The 19,012-nt window shown below is 34.9% G+C and carries 15 protein-coding genes; 6 read left to right on the top strand and 9 right to left on the bottom strand.

Going from position 1 to position 19,012, the window contains the following annotated elements; all coding sequences use genetic code 11:
* The first annotated feature begins 161 nt into the window (after positions 1 to 161).
* Together ACFS3A_RS25940 and ACFS3A_RS25935 are read left to right on the top strand one after the other, a co-directional pair.
* Positions 162 to 1,592 (top strand): rubredoxin, encoded by a 1,431-nt coding sequence (locus tag ACFS3A_RS25940; protein ID WP_379828531.1) that lies wholly within the window; start codon positions 162 to 164, stop codon positions 1,590 to 1,592.
* Between the two features lie 142 nt (positions 1,593 to 1,734).
* Entirely contained in the window at positions 1,735 to 2,388 is a 654-nt protein-coding gene (locus ACFS3A_RS25935) for a hypothetical protein (RefSeq protein ID WP_379828529.1), read from the top strand.
* Between the two features lie 230 nt (positions 2,389 to 2,618).
* On the opposite strand, the gene moaA is transcribed toward ACFS3A_RS25935, so the two are convergent.
* The 9 genes from moaA to ACFS3A_RS25890 all read right to left on the bottom strand — a co-directional run bounded on the left by moaA (position 2,619) and on the right by ACFS3A_RS25890 (position 9,998).
* Positions 2,619 to 3,626, bottom strand: coding sequence for a GTP 3',8-cyclase MoaA (gene moaA, locus ACFS3A_RS25930; protein WP_379828527.1), 1,008 nt, complete (start codon positions 3,624 to 3,626; stop codon positions 2,619 to 2,621).
* Positions 3,613 to 4,527: a bifunctional molybdenum cofactor biosynthesis protein MoaC/MoaB gene (gene moaCB, locus ACFS3A_RS25925; RefSeq protein WP_379828525.1), complete on the bottom strand. Its 915-nt coding sequence runs from the start codon at positions 4,525 to 4,527 to the stop codon at positions 3,613 to 3,615. Before moaCB ends, moaA begins: the two co-directional genes overlap by 14 nt.
* On the bottom strand, positions 4,527 to 4,958 hold the full coding sequence (locus ACFS3A_RS25920; protein ID WP_091491608.1) for a molybdenum cofactor biosynthesis protein MoaE: 432 nt from the start codon (positions 4,956 to 4,958) through the stop codon (positions 4,527 to 4,529). The genes moaCB and ACFS3A_RS25920 overlap by 1 nt, the downstream gene beginning before the upstream one ends.
* A gap of 122 nt (positions 4,959 to 5,080) precedes the next feature.
* Positions 5,081 to 6,148: a molybdopterin-synthase adenylyltransferase MoeB gene (moeB, locus tag ACFS3A_RS25915; RefSeq protein ID WP_379828523.1), complete on the bottom strand. Its 1,068-nt coding sequence runs from the start codon at positions 6,146 to 6,148 to the stop codon at positions 5,081 to 5,083.
* A gap of 4 nt (positions 6,149 to 6,152) precedes the next feature.
* Positions 6,153 to 6,392, bottom strand: coding sequence for a MoaD/ThiS family protein (locus ACFS3A_RS25910; protein ID WP_379828521.1), 240 nt, complete (start codon positions 6,390 to 6,392; stop codon positions 6,153 to 6,155).
* Between the two features lie 2 nt (positions 6,393 to 6,394).
* A complete protein-coding gene (gene cobA, locus ACFS3A_RS25905) occupies positions 6,395 to 7,183 on the bottom strand; it encodes a uroporphyrinogen-III C-methyltransferase (RefSeq protein WP_379828519.1) in 789 nt (262 codons plus the stop codon).
* Positions 7,184 to 7,189: 6 nt separating this feature from the next.
* On the bottom strand, positions 7,190 to 7,762 hold the full coding sequence (locus ACFS3A_RS25900; RefSeq protein WP_379828517.1) for a molybdenum cofactor guanylyltransferase: 573 nt from the start codon (positions 7,760 to 7,762) through the stop codon (positions 7,190 to 7,192).
* A gap of 211 nt (positions 7,763 to 7,973) precedes the next feature.
* Entirely contained in the window at positions 7,974 to 8,720 is a 747-nt protein-coding gene (locus ACFS3A_RS25895; RefSeq protein WP_379828516.1) for a sulfite exporter TauE/SafE family protein, read from the bottom strand.
* 105 nt (positions 8,721 to 8,825) lie between these two features.
* Positions 8,826 to 9,998, bottom strand: coding sequence for a molybdopterin molybdotransferase MoeA (locus ACFS3A_RS25890; RefSeq protein WP_379828515.1), 1,173 nt, complete (start codon positions 9,996 to 9,998; stop codon positions 8,826 to 8,828).
* Between the two features lie 926 nt (positions 9,999 to 10,924).
* Between ACFS3A_RS25890 and ACFS3A_RS25885 the strand changes: the two genes are divergently transcribed.
* The 4 genes from ACFS3A_RS25885 (at position 10,925) to ACFS3A_RS25870 (ending at position 19,010) form a co-directional block, all read left to right on the top strand.
* Complete coding sequence (locus ACFS3A_RS25885) at positions 10,925 to 14,056, top strand: SusC/RagA family TonB-linked outer membrane protein (protein WP_379828514.1); 3,132 nt, start codon at positions 10,925 to 10,927, stop codon at positions 14,054 to 14,056.
* 15 nt (positions 14,057 to 14,071) lie between these two features.
* Positions 14,072 to 15,544 carry a RagB/SusD family nutrient uptake outer membrane protein gene (locus ACFS3A_RS25880; protein WP_379828513.1) on the top strand — a complete coding sequence of 491 codons (1,473 nt, stop codon included), beginning with the start codon at positions 14,072 to 14,074 and terminating at the stop codon, positions 15,542 to 15,544.
* 195 nt (positions 15,545 to 15,739) lie between these two features.
* A complete protein-coding gene (locus ACFS3A_RS25875) occupies positions 15,740 to 17,656 on the top strand; it encodes an arylsulfatase (protein WP_379828511.1) in 1,917 nt (638 codons plus the stop codon).
* Between the two features lie 295 nt (positions 17,657 to 17,951).
* Positions 17,952 to 19,010: a sterol desaturase family protein gene (locus tag ACFS3A_RS25870; protein WP_379828509.1), complete on the top strand. Its 1,059-nt coding sequence runs from the start codon at positions 17,952 to 17,954 to the stop codon at positions 19,008 to 19,010.
* Positions 19,011 to 19,012 lie beyond the last annotated feature (2 nt).

Raw genomic sequence — 19,012 nt, 5'->3', positions numbered from 1 at the left:
AAAAATTTAAAGTATTGCTTTGTGAACTTTTTTCGATAGAAAACAATTGTACACAGCATATAAACCTTAAAAAACTTTGTGCTCTTTGCGTTAAAATCAACACAATCCAGAAACTTGAAACTTGAAACCTGAAACAAAGAAAACCTGAAACAAAAAGAAAAATGGAGCTAACAAGATTAATAGTAAAAGGTGGCGTTATATCGCCAGGAGAACTGCGAGAAGTAGTAAATATTGCTTTAGAAGAAGGTCTGGATTCCATTTCCTTTGGTTCAAGACAGGATATTATTTTTCCTAAAGGTTTTAAATCTTTGGATAAAACTACTTTGGGAAAACATCATTTTGTATATCCGGATCAAAAAAGCGGTAATAATATCGTATCTTCTTATGTTTCGACAGATATTTTCAGAAATACCAATTGGTTAACCGGAAATCGCTTTCTCTATATCTTAGAAGAATTCAAAGAACAGCCAAAACTAAAAGTCAACATAACCGATCCGAAACAGCAATTAGTTCCTTTGTTTACAGGTCATTTAAATTTTATAGCTTCAGAAAATGAAGATTATTGGTATCTGTATATTCGTCTTCCAAATTGGGAAAAAATGGAAATTTACCCTGTTCTGCTTTACACCTGGGATTTAGCAAAGATTTATTACGAAATCGAAAAAATCTCTGCAGAAGAATTTGTTGATATTGAAATGCTTTTTTCTTTAGTTAGTGAAGCATTAGATACCAATAACAGAACAATGGACAAACCGTTGAACATTCCATTTTATCCTTTTCCTTATTATGAAGGAATGAATAGAATGGGAATTGATCAATACTGGCTAGGATTGTATTGGCGAAATAATTTATACGATTTAGATTTTCTAAAAGAAATGTGCGATTTGTGTTTTGAATGCAAAATTGGCAAAATCTCCATCACACCTTGGAAATCATTCATCATCAAAGGAATTCCTAAAGACCGAAAATTGGAATGGGAAAAATTTTTAGGCAAACGAGGCATCAATGTTCGCCATTCTTTATTAGAATTAAATTGGCATTTGCCAGTTGCAATGGAATGGGCTTTAAACCTGAAAACATTCTTAGTTCGAACTTTAGATCAATTCGATATTAGTACATACGGACTGAATTTCGGAATTTCAGAATACAATCGTGATGGACATTATTTTACTTCGATTGTCATCGAAAAAAATGAACTTCCGGCAGCTCTGGAATCCATTAAAATTCGGGATACTTATAATGTTTTGTTTGCGAAAAATTTCGATCCAAATACACGAGAATATATCGTTCATTCACAAGATATTGACAAGCTGGAACTTCCTACTATTTTAATTGAATTAAGCCGAAAATATTTTGACGAACTTGGAAATAACACAGCAGAAACAGTTGAAAACCCACAGAAAAAAGAAAAAATTCCGCAAGAGATTTATCAATGTCAGGAATGTCTGACCCTCTATAATTCGGAATACGGAGATGAAACGCAGGGAATTCCAAAAGGCATATTATTTACCGATTTAGGCAATGATTATTGCTGTTCTTTGTGTGAGGCTCCTAAAAGTAATTTCCGTATTTTGGAATCAGTTGAGCATTAGTAAGTTCTATAAAAAGCTTTAACATTTCTGTATTTAAAAATTGCGTATATTTAGCTTAACTAAGATTTTACATTAAAACAGTATACTTCAAATGCTTTAAAATCATTTGGTTAATAACTATTTACTCAATAAAAACATTATTATGATAAAGCGAAACCCAAGAACTCCTGCTGTAAAAGCAAGCGATATTCCTGCTGAAACAGCTGTAGAAAGTACAACAGAAACACAAACGCAGCCAGAAGCAAAAACAACAGTTAAAAGAACTACCAGAACGGCTACTAAAACACCTGCTGCCAAAACGGCAACAGCAAAATCTACAACCACAAAAGCTCCTGTCGCGACTGTTAAAACTGCAGCAAAAACTCCTGTCAGAGCAGCATCAAAAGGAACTCCAAGAGCAACTGTTAAAAAGGAAGCGGTAGCGTCAGAAAAAAAAGAGCCTATTGTATCTGAAATTATAGAAATACAAACTCAGGATCTTCCGGCTTCTTTGGAACCAAATGAGCCTATTTTAGAAATTGACGGAACGATACTTGAAATTGTAAAAGACAAAAAGAAAGATATAAAATCACAGCTGAAAGCTAAACTTAAAGCTAAAAAAGAAAAGGAAAAGAAAAGAGAAAAAGCGATAAAAGCGGTTATTAAAAAATTAGAAAAAGCCAAGAAAGCTAAACTAAAAGCCGCCGAAAAGAAAAAAGAAAAAGCGAAAAAAGCAAAGGAGAAAGCAAAAGCTAAAAAAATTGCTGAGAAGAAAGCTAAAGCTCAAAAAAAGGCAAAGGCTAAAAAGAAAAAATAAATTTTTAAGAAAGGTTTGACTTTAATAAAGTTGAACCTTTTTTCATTTCAAGACCGTTTTCATAAAGTTTGTCATTTCGACGAAAGAGAAACCTTCGTGGGAAGCTCCGCATGCAAAATCGCCAATCTTTGTAGAGTTACTCACGGAGATTCCTCGTTCCTCGGAATGACAAAACTGTGCGGATAAGACCTCGACTTCGCTCAGCCTGACAATTAATTCACAATTAACTTTTACCCTCCAATCGCAATCATACTACGGTTATCAAAATGTTTGGTCGGATCATCCATTTCATCTATCGTAACCATTCCGGCGCGAACTTTCTTTTTATTTTGAATGGATTCTGAAATCAAATTCGTAATCGATTCTCCATTTCTAAAAGCCGTCAGTAAATCGGTTTCAGAATTCGAGAAAAGGCAGTTTTTGATTTTTCCGTCAGCCGTCAAGCGGATTCTGTTGCAGCTGTCACAAAACGGATTTGTAATGGAACTTATAATCCCGAAATCGCCTTGAAAATCTTTTATTTTATAATTTCTTGAAGTGAAGTTTTTTTCGTCTTCTAATTTTTGAATTTCATTTTGAGTGAAAACACTTCCAACCAAAGATAAAATCTCTTGTTGAGAAACCATTTTACTTCTGTCCCACTCATTTCCGGCAAACGGCATAAATTCAATAAAACGAACTGAAATTGGAAGAAACTGCGTCAGTTTTACAAAATCTACAATTTCGTTATCATTAAAACCTTTAATTAAAACAACATTCACTTTTACCTGAAAATCATTATTCAAAAGCAAATGCAGATTGTCAATTACCTTCTCAAACTGATTTCTAAGCGTTATCGAAGCGAATTTTGATGAAACCAAAGTATCTAAACTCAAATTGATTTTTTTGACTTTAAATTGTTTTAAAACATCAATATGACGATCAATTAAGATTCCGTTTGTGGTTAAGGAAAGTGAAATATCTAAAGCAGATAATTTAGAAACAATTTCAGGAAAATCTTTTCGTAGTAAAGGTTCCCCTCCGGTTAACCTGATTTTATCTACACCATTTTGTACGAAAGTCTGAGCGATACCAAAAATCTCATCAGCCGTCATTAAACTGGCTTTTGGAGAAAGCGCAATTCCGTCAGCCGGCATGCAGTACGTACAACGCAGATTGCATTTTTCCAGCAACGAAATGCGCAGATAATTGTGTTTGCGCCCAAAACCGTCCGTCAAAATTGTGTTAGAGGCTGTCATGGTTTTTACCTTTTAAAATATGAAAAACATGCATTACATGTGGAAAAACAGCGTCCATCGATTCTCTTACTCCGTTTGTTGATCCCGGCAAAGCCAAAACCAATGTTTTGCCTAAAGTTCCTGCAACACTTCTTGAAAGCATTGCATACGGCATTCTTTGTTGTCCGTAATTGCGGATCGCTTCTTCAATTCCTGGAATTCTGCTTTCTAAAATTGGTTCTAAGGCTTCTGGCGTAACATCTCTTGGAGATAATCCGGTTCCGCCAGTAAAAATAACTAGCTGATTGTCTTTGGCGAAAGCCTTAGTTTTCTCTTGAATAATATCTAATTCGTCTGGAATGATTTCATAATGCGAAGTTTCAACTCCGTACGATTCTAATTTTTCTACAATAGTTTTTCCAGAATGATCTTCCTTATCACCAGCAAAAACCGAATCCGAACAAACGAAAACGGCCGCTTTTATCGCATTCGGGAATTTATTTTTGAAAGACGATTTCCCGCCTTCTTTATTGATTAATTTGATGGTTGAAATTTCAATTTCTTTATCAATTGGTTTCAGCATATCATACATTGTCAATGCCACAATTGATGCGCCGTGCATAGCTTCAACCTCAACTCCGGTTTTATAAACCGTTTTTACATTGAAAATGATCTGAATTTCCAATCCTTCAATTATATATTCAACCGATGTAAATTCAATTGGAATTGGATGACAATCCGGAATCGATAAATGCGTATTTTTTACTGCAAATAATCCTGCCGTTTTTGCCATTTCGAGCACATTTCCTTTTGGCACAAGATTATTTACCACAGCATCAATTGTTTCCTGTTTGCTGACTTTTACAATTGCAGTTGCGGTTGCTTTTCTTAAAGTGGTTATTTTATGCGTAATATCTACCATTAACTATTTTGTTTCCAAGTGAATGTATCGTTTTCAAACATTTCTTTTCCAAAAATCGGAACATCAGTTTTAATCCAGTTTACGATGGCTTCTGTCGCTTCATAAACTTGTTTGCGTCGTGTTGCCGATACAAAAACAAACAAACAGATTTCGCCTGCTTTAACAACGCCTAAACTGTGATAAATGTGCATGCAGGTTAAATCGAATTTAGCAAAAGCTTTTTCACGAATCGTATACAAAGCTTCATTCGCCATATCAGTGTAAGCAGAATAATCAATCGCTACGACTGTATTGTCGTGAATAACATCGGCACGAACTTGTCCTAAAAAGATGTTATGCGCCCCGATGGTATGTTTGGATTGATGTTTGGCAATCGACTCGGCGATAAACTCAGGCGAGATTGGACCTTCTACAAATACATTTTTACTCATTTTTTATTTTTTTTCGCCACGAATTCACGAATTAATCCAATACTTTGCGGATAAATTTTAAAAAATAAATTCGTGAAATTTAAATCACACAAATTACTACGTGATAATTCGTGAATTCGTGGCTATATCATTTCTTCTTTCAATATATTCTTCATTGCCAAAGCTCCACCTGCAATGCTTTTTGCATTTTTAAATTGATGCTTTTGAAGCAATTCGACTGCGATTTTACTTCTAATTCCGGATTGACAGAAAACATATATTTTTTGATTTTTATCTAGTTTTTCAATTTCTTTTTCCAAGTTCATTAATGGAATCTGGATTTGATGCTGCAGACTAATTTTTGGTGATTCATGAATATTTCGAACATCCAAAAAAAGAACATTTTGATTGTTTATTTCATCTAAAACCGAAACAAAATTTAGTTCCTCAATTTCTGCTTTATTATATTTTTCTTCGAATGCTTCTCTGTCAACTGATTTGAATTCATTCTTTTCGAAACCATATTTTTGCTGTTCGTTATTCAGCGTATTATAAACCAATATTTTTCCGCTGAGAACTTCTCCGATACCTAAGATCATTTTTAAAACTTCATTTGCCTGAAGCATTCCAATAATTCCAACCGAAACTCCAATTACGCCTGCATCTTCACAATTTAAAGCATTCGAGTTTTCATCTGGATATAAACATCTGTAAGTTGGTCCGTTTTGATAATTAAAAACTGAAACTTGTCCCTGAAACCTAAAAATCGATCCGTAAACCATTGGTTTATTGGTTATCAAACAGGCATCATTAATTAAATATTTAATCGAAATAGTATCGGTTGCATCAACGATAATATCATATTTTTCGAATAATGAAAGGGCATTTTTTCCTGATAATTTTTCGGAAATCGCTTTTACTTTAACCAAAGGATTCAATTCAGAAATCAAGGCTTTAGCTTCCTTAGCTTTTGATTTTCCGATTGCAGAAGTTTTATAAATTACCTGTCTCTGAAGATTCGAAATCTCAATAACATCATGATCTGCAATTCCTATTTCTCCAACTCCGGCTGAAGCCAAATAAGGCAGAATTGCACTGCCCAAACCACCTGCTCCAATTACCAAAACTTTTGATTCTGCTAACTTTTGCTGACCGTTTTCTCCTATTTCAGGAAGTATAATCTGTCGGTTATATCGATTTGATGTTTCCATGTTTTTAGCCTCCTGCAAATGGTGGTAATAAAGCTACAATATCGCTTGTCTGTAAAGTGTAATCGGATGTTTTTGAAACGATTTTTTGGTTTATTGCAACGCTGAAAGTCAGTGATTCAAACTCATATTTATCATTCAAATTCTGCAAAAGCTTTTGCAATGACAATTCTTCAGAAAAAGATAATTTTTCGAATTCACATTTCGTCTTTTCAGCGACAGCTCCAAAATACTTAACCTCAATCATTTTTATAAATTTAAATTCTGAAAAATAAATTCGTCCTCAAAATGCTCTTGAAAATAGGAAATCCAGCTTGATGTATTTCTTACTACTTCGCCAATAACAATAATTGCGGGCGATGATATATTTTTTTCAGCTACCAATTTAGTAATTGTGCTAATAGTTCCAATCACTTTTTGCTCTGAATTTTTGGTTCCGTTTTGAATAATGGCAATCGGAAGATCATCGTTTCTGTTTTCTTCATAAATAGAAATGATTTCATCCAACTTATGCATTCCCATCAAAATCACCACTGTTGCAGACGATTTTGAAGCTAACTGAACATCTTTAGATAATTTATGATCTGAAGTTGTTCCAGTAATTACCCAACAACTTTCGGCAACTTTTCGTTGTGTCAAACTAATTCCAACCGAAGCAGGAACTCCTAAAGCCGATGAAATTCCGGGAACAATAGCGGTTTCGATTCCGAAATCTTCTGCAAATTCGATTTCTTCGCTTCCTCTTCCAAAAACAAACGGATCGCCACCTTTTAAACGAACGACATGTCCGTGTGATTTTGCCATCGAAACAATCAAATCGTTAATCTGATCTTGGGTATAAGCGTGACAGCCTAATCGTTTTCCAACAAAAACAATTTCGGCATTTGATGCATATTCTAATAATTCTTCGTTTACCAAAGCATCATACAAAACTACATCGGCGCTTTTTAAAGCTTTTATGGCTTTCATCGTAATCAATTCAACATCGCCCGGGCCTGCCCCGACAATAGTTAATTTTGGTGTTTTTAAAGTTTTCATATTGCTTTAAATTGAATTGATATTTAAATCGTTTAATTCGTCTGCCGAATTAATATTGGTCAGATGGAAATTTTCGCTTTCTTCTATATTGATAATCTGATGCGGTATTTTCGCCAGCAGATCCATCATTTTCAATTCATTAGAATCGATAGCTTCTTTTATGACCGGAACAATTTCTTTTGAATAAATTCCGATTAACGGATGGGTTTTACTTTCTGAAGCAAAAACCGTGATTCCGGCCTGATTAGTATGTTTTGATATTAATTCTTGTAATAATTCTGTTGAAATCAGCGGAATATCACAACTTAAAATCAGATTGAATTCGGTTTCTGAATATGATAAAGCGGTATAGATTCCGCCCAAAGGGCCTTTATCTTCTATTAAATCCGGTATTTTTTCATAATCTAAATAATCATATTCTTTAGATGCCGTGATCAGTTTTATATGATTGGTAATTGGTAAAATAGCCTGAATGATATGCTCTATGAATGGTTTTTCCTGAAACAAAACCAATCCTTTTTCTGACTGCATTCTGGAGCTTTTTCCTCCACAAAGAATAAATACTGTTAGTGTTTTCATGATATTTTTGTTTCAAGTTTTCTTTGTTTCAGGTTTCAGGTTGCGATGAGTTTTTTTTTACCGCAAAGTGCGCTAAGTTTTTTTTTTTGCTTCCTTTAAATTAAGTTCGCAAAGCTGGGTCAACATAAAGCTTTGCGTACTTTACTATTTTTGATAAAATTAACTTAACCTAAAAACCTTGCGTTCTTTGCGGTTAAATTTTATTTTATTTTTAAGGAAAAATCAATTTAACACTTGCCATTAAAATCACTGTTCCTAAAACCATTTTTAATGTTCTGTTCGAGAATTTTCCGCTTCCGTAAAATCCGCCTAACATTCCTCCTACAATTGCAATTGGAACTAAATAAAAACTTTCCATCGGGATTGTTTTTCCTCCTAAAAAGAAACCTAACATTCCAGCGAATGAATTCACAAAAATGAACAAACTCGAAACCGCTGCCGATTCTTTTACTGATGCCCATCCTAAAAATAATAAAATCGGACTCAGGATGATTCCACCACCAATTCCAAGCATTCCGGATAATAATCCAATTGCAAAACCGATCGCCAAAGCAAAAGGAAGATTGATTTTTACTTCTTCTTTTTCTTTAAAATTAAACACTCCAAATAATCTCAGCGCGGCAAAAACCAATACAATTCCGAGAATTATTTTATAAACCGCATTATCCAAAGTGATAAATCCGCCAATAAAAGCTGCCGGAATCGATGCAATTGCAAACGGATAAAACAGCTTTGGTTTGAAATAATTATTTCGATAATAAAATAAGAACGAAATACTTGATACAAATAAATTCAACAACAATGCCGACGGTTTCATTACTGAAATCGGAAAAGCAAAAATGCTCATTAAAGCCAAATAACCCGATGCTCCGCCGTGCCCGACACTGGAATATAAAAATGCAATTACAATTAAGGCAAAACTGAATAATAGTATGTTTTCGGAATTTAGAAGATTCATTTTTTAATTTTGTTTTCTTTTGTTTCAGGTTTCAGGTTTCAGCTGTTGTCTCAACCAAAATCTTTTTTCTTTATTCTATTTTCTATTCTCTATTCTATGGAATTGCTAATCAATCGGAAGAATCGTTACTGAATCTCCTTTTTTCATTTTTTCGCAATCCTGTTCTACTATCACTAAACCATTCGCTATAGCGAAAGAGTTTAACATTGAAGAAGCTTGACCATCTAAAATCGTAACGCTGGTTTCATCATACAATGCTTTTAAAAATAATGTTTTGCCCGTTGTATTTTGTATATCGCTATTCAGTTTCCTTACGATTTTTGGAAGATGAGTATTTGAAAAACCCATCAGATTTTTTACTGCCGGATAAACATAAATATAAAAATTCGTTAATGACGAAGCCGGATTTCCTGGAAGCGCAAATACCAAAGTATTTTTTTTAGAACCAAAGAACATTGGCTTTCCTGGTTTTTGATTTATTTTATAAAAAAGTTCCTGAACTCCGTTTTCCAGTAAAGCCTCTTTTACGAAATCATAATCTCCAACTGAAATTCCACCAGAAATTAAAACAATATCATTTTTTTTCAGCAGATCTTTCAGAACATTTTTGGTTTCTTTCAGACTGTCTTTTACTCTAAAAACTTTTGCATTTTTAATACCAATTGTTTGTAAAGCAGCCTGAAGCATTATGGAATTACTTTCGTAAATTTTTCCTTTTTTTAGCTTTTTGCCTGGCTCCACCAATTCATTTCCCGTGACTAAAATGGCAATTTTAGGTTTTTTATAAACTTCTATTTCTGTAATTCCTAAACAAGCTAAAAAACCAATTGCTGCCGGTGTAATCAATGTATTGGCATCAAAAACAACATCTTCTTCGTTAATCTGTTCTCCTTTATTTCTAACATTTGAAAAAGGTTCGGGCATCTTGGCAATCAAAATCGAATCTTCGCTTGCCATAACATCTTCCTGCATTACGACAGTATCTGCATTTTTAGGAACATGAGCCCCTGTAAATATACGAACGGCTTCATTTTCTTTTAGTTCTATCTTTAAATGATCTCCTGCCTGAGAAATACCAACGATATCAAACTGATGTCTTCCGGAATGAATGAAGGCATATCCATCCATAGCAGATTGACGAAACGGAGGCATAGCAATGGGCGAATAAATTGTTTCTGCAAGAACGTAACCAAGTGCTTTATGTACTTGTATTTTCTGTTTTGGCATATTTGAGCTGTTCGCTGCAACAATTTCTAAGGCTTTTTTAACTTCAATCATTTTTATCTAGATATAAAACTAAGTAAAAATACTTATTTACAAATATAAGTATTTCTGCTTACGATGAACATTTTTTTTGGTTTTATTTTAATTTCTATAAAATTACTCTAATTTATTCAAAATCAACTTTAAAAATCTTATCTGATTTTTATAAAATAAATACATCAAAAGCTTTTTGAGGCGTTTTACAATCTCTTTTTAGATCAAAGAAGGAATTTAAATTTGGTATACAACCCGAAAACCAAGTATAAAATACTACAATTTTATATCTGTTTAAAAATTTATTTTAACATTTACCACGATTCCACATCCCTTTAAATCCCTTTTAAAATAAGGCCTTATCAAACTAAAGTCTATATATAACAAGTACATAGCTGTATATTTTTCAAAAAAAAGTACACAAACTTTTGGTTTTTATTATATAAAAATTAACTTTGTCTATAGGATTAGTAGAGTTTAAAATAATATTTCAAACTAAAAAATTATTATTGTGAAAACAACAGAAAGCATATCGCATTACATTCTTCCTAAAAAGTACACTTATAACACTATTTGTTATATGTGTTTCTGTTGTTAATAATCTACTTTTGTTTTGTTTGCTAATTTTTACATAAAAGCAAATTTCTTAAAAACACACCACCAAAAATATTTATTGAATTTACCCAAAAATCTTTCCGAAGCCTATTTCTGCTCTGGACAGGTTCTTGAAACCATACCTATTATTCAGAAATTAAATAACTAACAACTAAAGAAAACTAAAATGAAAACAATACAAAGCTGTTGCTGTAAATAAAAAAAGCCATTTCTGCGGCAACAGAAATGGCAAGGCTTAAAGAACATTTATCACTAAATCAAGAACACTTTTAGAGTGCTGTATAAACAGTGCTCAGGGCGTCTTGTTAATTACTTAAAACCAATACAAAGAAATGAAAAAAAAGTTAAACATATACATACTGCTGTTTCTACTCTTGATAACGGCGGGAATACATGCCCAAAATACCACGCCTCTTATACAGTCTAAACTTGATGGAACTGTTGTCGATGCCATTACAAATCAGCCCATTATAGGCGCTTCAGTCACTATTAAAGGAACAACTCACGGTGTTGTAACGGATGCTGAAGGAAAATTTTATTTTCAGACCGGACAGAAATTTCCTTACACTTTAATTGTAAGTTACATTGGATATAAAAAAGCCGAAGTAATAGTCGAAAAAAATCCTGTAATCATTAATCTAAAAGAAGAAAGACAGGAACTGGATGAATTGGTTGTTGTTGGTTACGGAACTCAGAAAAGAAAAGATATTACGGGTTCTGTTGCCTCTGTTCCAAAAGCCAATTTATCTCAGGTAACTTCATCTGCAGATAATCTTTTAAGAGGAGCAATTTCAGGAGTGGTAGTTACACAAAGTTCAGGACGCCCCGGAGCTTCTTCAAGTGTACGTATCCGTGGAGGAAACTCTATTACTGCCGGTAATGAACCTCTCTATGTTGTAGATGGGATTTTAATTTACAATGATAACTCAAACAGTTCGGCCGGAGTAGCTTATGCCGGAGCAAGCGTTAACGTTTTGTCTACTATAAATCCAGCGGATATCGAATCTATCGAAGTTTTGAAAGATGCTTCGGCAACAGCTATTTATGGTTCTCGCGGTGCCAACGGTGTTGTCATTATTACTACTAAAAAAGGTACAAAAGGACAGGATAATATTTCCTACCAGGGTTATTTCGGATTCCAGAATATTTCTAAAAAACTAAGTGTAATGAATGCCAGCGAATGGGCAAGTTTAAGAAACGATGTTCAGGCAAGTATTGGTCAGGCACCATCTTTCTCTGATGCTCAAATCGAAGCCTTAAAAACTTCCGGCAGTTATAATTGGCAAGATGCTGCATTTGTAACGGCTGCGCCAATACAAAGTCATAACCTGTCTTTTTCGGGTGGAGATGAAAGATCCAGATATTCTATCTCTGCCGGTTATTTTGATCAGGACGGAATTGTTTTAGGTAGTGACTTTAAACGTATTTCTCTTCGTGCAAACTATGAAAGAAATTATTCTCAGAATTTTAAGTTTGGTGTCAATGCCAATTATACGAATTCAATTTCTAACGGTGTAGGAACAAACGGTGGCGCAGGTGCAGGAAGAAATCCAAATCCTCTTGTAAGTGTTTTATTAACAGCTCCAGTAGTTCCAATTAAAAATGCTGATGGAAGTTATAACGTAACTAACAACCCATATGCAACTTCTGTAAATGGCTACGTTCCCAATCCAATTAATGATTTAAAAAATACTATCAACGAAACTAAATTGAACAGAATCTTAACCAGTTTATTTGGCGAATATAAAATCACTAAAAAATTAACGGCGAAAGTGGCTGTAAGCGGCGATGTTTTAAACACCAAACAAAACTATTATGCTCCTGCCAATACTACAACTGGCGCAGGAACAAAAGGTTTAGCTTCTGTTGGGGAAAGAGTCGTAAGTTCAGTTTTAAATGAAAACACACTGAATTACAACACCAATTTCGGCGAAAGCCATAAATTCTCTGCTTTAGGAGGTTATACGCTTCAATATACAAAAGGCGAAGTTGTAAATGCAGGAGCGCAGACTTTTGTGAATGATGCCAATACTTACAATGCTTTACAAGATGGTGTTGCTGTAAAACCATACAGCGATGCTTATGAAAGTGTGCTGAAATCCTGGCTGGCAAGAGTCAATTATTCTTATAAAGGAAAATACAACTTCACTTTATCCGGACGTGCTGACGGGTCTTCAAGATTCGGTGCTGAATCACTTTGGGGTTATTTCCCTTCCGCAGGATTTTCCTGGAATATTACGGATGAAGAATTTGCCAGTAACATCAAAGGTGTAACCGAGGCTAAACTTAGATTAACAGCGGGAACAACAGGAAACCAGGAAATTGGAAATTATCTTTCATTACCGGCAATGGGTTCTGTAAATTATTCTTTTGGAGGAACATTATACACTGGTTTAGCCCCTACCCGATTAGCAAATCCGGATTTGAAATGGGAAAAAACAACTCAATATAATGTTGGATTGGATTTATCCTTATTGGACAGAAAAATCAATTTTGTTTTTGATGTTTATTACAAAAAGACAAACGATTTATTAATTAGTGTTCCGGTTCCGTTGAGTTCTGGTTATGCAACAGTGCTTCAAAATATTGGTGGTGTTGAAAATAAAGGTTTGGAAATTGGTTTAACCACTGAAAATATCAAAACAGAAAACTTTGCATGGAATTCCAACATAGTGTTTTCTGCTAACAAAAATAAGGTTACTGAAATTGGAAATGGCGTAAATGAATTTTTCCCCGTAGTACCAAACGGTTCTTTATTACAACAGCAACCCGTTATTGTTAAAGTCGGACTTCCTCTTGGAACATTCTGGGGATACAGAACAAACGGGATTTTCCAGACTCAGGAAGAAGTGAATACGCAGCCAAAAATCAACAGTTTAGCCAATACAAAAGTAGGAGACAGAAGATATGTGGATACAAATGGTGATGGCGTAATTAATGCTTTGGACAAAGGAAATTTGGGAACTTCTCAGCCAAAATTTGTCGGCAGTTTCAGTAATACTGTTTCATACAAAGATTTTGATCTGAATTTCTCTTTCCAGGGATCTTATGGCGGAAAAATCTTCAATGCTTTAAATCAGCAGTTAGAAATCTCTACTCTTGGAACGAATGCTGCCACAACTTTAAACGACCGCTGGACACCAACAAATCCAAGCAATGAAATTCCGAGAGCAACTAGTTCTCCGCTAGGAATTGTTTCTGAAAGATATGTTGAAGATGCTTCTTTCTTAAGATTAAAATTAATCACACTAGGTTATACCTTACCTAAAAGTGTTTCTAAAAAACTGGGAACGAAAAGCGTGAAATTCTATGTTTCAGCAGAAAATCTAATTACATGGACAAAATACACCGGTTATGATCCGGAGGTAAGTTCATACGAACAAAACAACTTATATCCGGGAATTGATTTTGGTTCTTATCCAAATTCCAAAACATTCATCTCGGGTCTGAACGTAACTTTCTAAGTAAAAAAATATAAAATGAAAAAGATCATTATAACATTCCTTTTAAGTGCCGGACTATTGGTATCGTGCACAGATTTGGAGGTAACTCCAGACTCTTTTGTAACCGAAGAGAATTACTTTATCACTCAGGACGATGCTGTTGCAAGTGTAACTGCAGTTTACGCTTCTTTAAGCCTTGATCCGGGAGAGCAGAGTTTATTCGGAAGAAATCTTTATTTCTTAACGGATATGGGTTCTGATTATGCTGCTGCCGGAGTTTCTGCAACCAATCCGCAGGTTAGAGCTATGAGCGCTTTGACACACGATGCTACAACTGATCGTGTTCAGGTAGCCTGGAGACAAATCTATGCAGGAATCAACAGAGCCAATGTTTCTATAGATAATATTCCGAAAGTATCTGGTAACGAGGTAATCAAGACAAGATTAATTAATGAAGCAAAATTCATTAGAGGATTGCTTTATTTTCAGGCAGTACGTCTTTGGGGCGGTGTGCCAATTGTTTTACACGAAGCAACTTCTATTGAATTAGGAGGTCTTAAAACAAACAGAGCAACAGTTGAAGAAGTTTATAATCAAATCATTAAAGATTTAACAGATGCAGAAGCTTTGCCAGCTACTTATACGGCCGCAGATGCAGGACGAGCTACTTCCGGAGCTGCAAAAGCTATTTTGGCAAAAGTATATCTAACTAGAAAAGACTGGCCGAATGCGATTGCAAAATCGAGAGAAGTAATTAACGGAGGTTACGGATATGCTTTGTTCGAAGATTTTCAGGACATCTTTACCAAAACCAAAAAGAACGGAAAAGAACATATTTTCTCTGTCCAGTTCGAACCAAATCAGGCAGGAAACGGTTCTAGTGGGAGTACTTTTCAGGCAACCTCTTTTACCGGATTTACCGCGACAGAACCTGCAGATATTATCTCAGACGTAGCTTTATTCTATGATATTTATGCAGCCGGTGATAAAAGAAGAGATGTAAGTTATGCAAAGCAATTATTGAATCCGGCAACCGGAACGCTTTATACTTTTCCGAAACCAATTTTCAAAAAATATCTGGATTTAACGAATCTGGCAACTCCTGGAAATGTCGCAATCAACTTTCCGGTTATTCGTTATGCAGATATTCTTTTGTCTTTAGCGGAAGCGATAAATGAACAAAGCGGTCCAACGGCTGAATCTTATGAATTGATCAATCAAATACGACGAAGAGCTTTCGGAAAAGCAATCACTACTCCGGATGCAACGGTAGATTTAACCGGATTAAACCAAGCTACATTTAGAGCTGCAATTCAGGAAGAACGTAAGAAAGAGTTTGTTCAGGAAGGACAAAGATGGTTCGATTTAGTACGCTGGGGAACTTTGGTTACTGAAGTAAAAAAAGTAACAGCTAAAAACTCTGTTTCAGAAAGAAATAATCTTTATCCAATTCCGCAAAGCGAAAGAAATATTAATCCGAATGGTTTGCCTCAAAATCCTGGATATTAAAAGTTTTAAACACATAGAGACATAGATTTTTAATTGTTAATAAAGAAAGTAAAAGAGAAACTCATTTCTCCACACATAGTTGCTATGTGAATTGAGATAAGCGCAACGCCTTTTATCGATTCTAAAAACTATGATTCTATGTGTTTAAAAAAGATTGAAGATTAGAAAACCTTATAACTAAAAAACTATAAAATCATGAAAAATTTAAAAAATAACCTTTTGATCAAAAGTCCTAAAAAGGGATTTTTGATTACTGCAATACTGGTTGCACAATTAGGATTTGCACAAGACACACAAGAGTTTAAAGGGACAATCGGTAAAACGCTGGCAGATTCTAAAGAATATTGGCCAGATCCTGTAACAGCTCCAAAAGGCGCTCCAAATGTGGTTTGGATTTTATTAGATGATGTTGGATTTGGCGCTTCAAGCTCTTTTGGAGGTTTAATCAATACGCCAACTTTTGATAATCTGGCTAATAACGGCTTGCGCTATACAAACTTTCATACCACTGCGATTTGTGCTCCTACCCGTGCCGCTTTATTAACTGGAAGAAATTCAGGAAGAGTACACGTAAGCGGATTTTCACACACTATTTTATCAGCAGGTTTTCCGGGCTGGGACGGAAGAATTCCGTCTGATAAAGGAACTATCGCGGAGATTCTTCGTGCTAACGGATACAACACTTTTGCTGTTGGAAAATATGGCGTAACACCAGATGAAGAAGCTTCAGATGCCGGACCATTTGACAGATGGCCAACTGGAAAAGGTTTCGATCATTTCTACGGATTCTTAGGTTCGCAGACCGATCAATACAATCCTGATTTAGTAGAAGACCAAGTTCATATAAAACCTGACGGACGCCATTTGAATGAATTGATTACAGATAAAGCGATCAGCTATATTCAGAAACAGCAGAAAGCAGCGCCAGGAAAACCGTTTTTCTTGTATTATGCACCAGGAGCAGTTCATGCACCTCATCAGGTTGCTGAAAAATGGGTTGAACCTTACAAAGGAAAATTTGACGAAGGCTGGGATGTTTACCGCGAAAAAGTTTTGGCTAACCAAAAGAAATTAGGAACTGTTCCTGCCAATGCCGTTTTACCGGATCGTAACGCACTTATTACAGAATGGAAAAAACTATCTCCAGATCAGAAAAAAGTTTATGCAAGATTCATGGAAGTTTATGCTGGATTCCTGACCTATACGGATTATGAAATTGGAAGAGTTGTAAATTATCTAAAAGAAAGCGGGCAATTGGACAATACCTTAATTTTCGTGGCAATTGGAGATAACGGAGCTAGTAAAGAAGGAACTTTACAAGGAACAATTAACCAAAGTTTATTCTCGCAAGGAAAAACAGATGAAGAAAATTTCCAAAGCAATCTGAATAATATCGGCGAAATTGGAACGGCAAAAGGTTTAAATACGAATTATCCTTTAGGATGGGCGCAGGCAACAAACGTTCCTTTCAAAAACTGGAAACAAGATGCACATTCAGAAGGTGGTACTCGCAACCCATTGATTGTATTTTATCCAAACGGAATTAAAGATAAAGGCGGCATCAGAAATCAATACAGCCATGTGACTGATTTGCTTCCAACAACTTTAGCGATTGCCGGAATTAAAGCACCGGAATATATCAAAGGAATCAAGCAGGATATTATTCAAGGATCTTCGTTTCAGGCTTCTTTGGATAACCCAAAAGCGGAGTCATTACATAAAGTTCAATACTATTACATCTTTGGAAACAGAGCAATTTATAAAGATGGATGGAAAGCTTCTGCAGCACATTTACCAGATTCATTTGCTGTAAAAAAATCTTTAGGAAGCAATGAAAAACCTGCACCAAGTAATTTCGATACCGATGTTTGGGAATTGTATAACTTAAATGAAGACTTCAACGAACGTAATAATCTGGCGAAAAAATATCCTGAAAAACTGGCTGAACTTCAAAAATTATTTGATGAGCAGGCAAAAGAAAATAACGTCTATCCATTGATAGACTGGCAGGATGTGTACAACAGAAGAATTCACAATACCGGAGCCGACAAAGGAAAAACAGTTTCTGATTTAATTAAACAGGCTACTAAACCTGGCGGAAGTAATAACTAATACATGTGTACAGAACCTGCAAGGTTTATCCTTACAGGTTCTAAATTTCCATAAAAATTAAAGATTCTAACAAATTAGTGAAAATTTACAAAACAAAACTATACTAAATCAATAGAATTAGTAGTTAAATTGTTTATTTTTACATTAAAGTATTCAAATACAAAAAGATATGAAACGGATAGATTATGAAATTATAGGAAAAAAGATTGTCGTTGGGATAATCCTGTTTTTAGTTCCGCTAGCTATTTTGGCCGGTGGATTAACATTAATTAATCAATTTTTAAAATAAGAAATCATGGCAATAGTTCAAAAAGAAAAATTAACGAGAGACTTAACGATAAGTTTTTTTATTTATTCCTTACCGGTATTGGCAATTTACCTTTATTTCAAACTAACAGGAGGAGCTGTAAGCGAATCACATTTAACACTTCCTACTTGGCTCGAATTTGCACAGCCAGTTTTTGCCAATATCAGAACTTGGGGATTAACGGTATTTATGATCGTTTTAGGAATTATAGAATTTGCAGCAGGTTTATACGATGACGAATGGACTGGCGAAGAACGTAAAATTGATATTGTTTGTTTCTTAGCTCCAAAATTACTTTTACCACCCGTAATTGCTTTTTTCAGCTTAACGGCTTTGCCTTATTTATTACCAAACGCAGCTAATGCGTTATCTTGGGTTCCGTTTTGGGGAGGTTTTTTCTTAATCGCAATTGCAGACGATTTAACGCAGTATTGGTACCATAGATTACACCACCAAGTTCCGTTTTTATGGCGTTTCCACAGAACACATCATTCAGCTCCGTATATGGGAATGGCAATGGCTTCCAGACAAAACTTTATTTACACCGTTTTCTTTTCTCAAATTTATTTGACTGCGACGTTGACTTATTTAGGTTTAGGACTTCCCGCTTTATTTGTTTTAGTAATCAAAAGTTTCATCACTTTAGGAGCACATTCAAGCATTCCTTGGGATAAACCTTTCTACAAATACAAAGTGCTGCATCCAATTGCATGGGTTTTAGAAAGACTAATTTCTACTCCTGCAACGCATCAAGCCCATCATGCAGACACAAGCGGAGATGGAGTTGGCCACTTTAAAGGAAACTTCGGAAACATGTTTTTCATTTGGGATATGATTTTCGGAACGGGATTAATCACCCGTAAATATCCGCAATCATTCGGAACTAAATCATACAAACAGGAAGAATGGTATGCACAATTTCTTTGGCCAATATTCAAATCTAAAAAAGAAGGAAGTGCATTAGCAGAAGGCGTTTTAGCTTTTCCATTAAAATCAAAACCTGTTGTAGAAACTGCTGAACAATCTCCCGTTTTAGAGCAGGCTTAAAA

This window comes from Flavobacterium notoginsengisoli, from assembly GCF_042686225.1.
Taxonomy (GTDB): Bacteria; Bacteroidota; Bacteroidia; order Flavobacteriales; family Flavobacteriaceae; genus Flavobacterium; species Flavobacterium notoginsengisoli.
Note: the sequence above shows the minus strand (reverse complement) of the source record. Positions and strands in the feature narration are given on the sequence as shown.

Bases quoted from the DNA above. Each gene is read 5' to 3' on its own strand.
- ACFS3A_RS25940 (WP_379828531.1), top strand. From the start codon at position 162: ATGGAGCTAACAAGATTAATAGTAAAAGGTGGCGTTATATCGCCAGGA.
- ACFS3A_RS25935 (WP_379828529.1), top strand. From the start codon at position 1,735: ATGATAAAGCGAAACCCAAGAACTCCTGCTGTAAAAGCAAGCGATATT.
- moaA (WP_379828527.1), bottom strand. From the start codon at position 3,626: ATGACAGCCTCTAACACAATTTTGACGGACGGTTTTGGGCGCAAACAC.
- moaCB (WP_379828525.1), bottom strand. From the start codon at position 4,527: ATGGTAGATATTACGCATAAAATAACCACTTTAAGAAAAGCAACCGCA.
- ACFS3A_RS25920 (WP_091491608.1), bottom strand. From the start codon at position 4,958: ATGAGTAAAAATGTATTTGTAGAAGGTCCAATCTCGCCTGAGTTTATC.
- moeB (WP_379828523.1), bottom strand. From the start codon at position 6,148: ATGGAAACATCAAATCGATATAACCGACAGATTATACTTCCTGAAATA.
- ACFS3A_RS25910 (WP_379828521.1), bottom strand. From the start codon at position 6,392: ATGATTGAGGTTAAGTATTTTGGAGCTGTCGCTGAAAAGACGAAATGT.
- cobA (WP_379828519.1), bottom strand. From the start codon at position 7,183: ATGAAAACTTTAAAAACACCAAAATTAACTATTGTCGGGGCAGGCCCG.
- ACFS3A_RS25900 (WP_379828517.1), bottom strand. From the start codon at position 7,762: ATGAAAACACTAACAGTATTTATTCTTTGTGGAGGAAAAAGCTCCAGA.
- ACFS3A_RS25895 (WP_379828516.1), bottom strand. From the start codon at position 8,720: ATGAATCTTCTAAATTCCGAAAACATACTATTATTCAGTTTTGCCTTA.
- ACFS3A_RS25890 (WP_379828515.1), bottom strand. From the start codon at position 9,998: ATGATTGAAGTTAAAAAAGCCTTAGAAATTGTTGCAGCGAACAGCTCA.
- ACFS3A_RS25885 (WP_379828514.1), top strand. From the start codon at position 10,925: ATGAAAAAAAAGTTAAACATATACATACTGCTGTTTCTACTCTTGATA.
- ACFS3A_RS25880 (WP_379828513.1), top strand. From the start codon at position 14,072: ATGAAAAAGATCATTATAACATTCCTTTTAAGTGCCGGACTATTGGTA.
- ACFS3A_RS25875 (WP_379828511.1), top strand. From the start codon at position 15,740: ATGAAAAATTTAAAAAATAACCTTTTGATCAAAAGTCCTAAAAAGGGA.
- ACFS3A_RS25870 (WP_379828509.1), top strand. From the start codon at position 17,952: ATGGCAATAGTTCAAAAAGAAAAATTAACGAGAGACTTAACGATAAGT.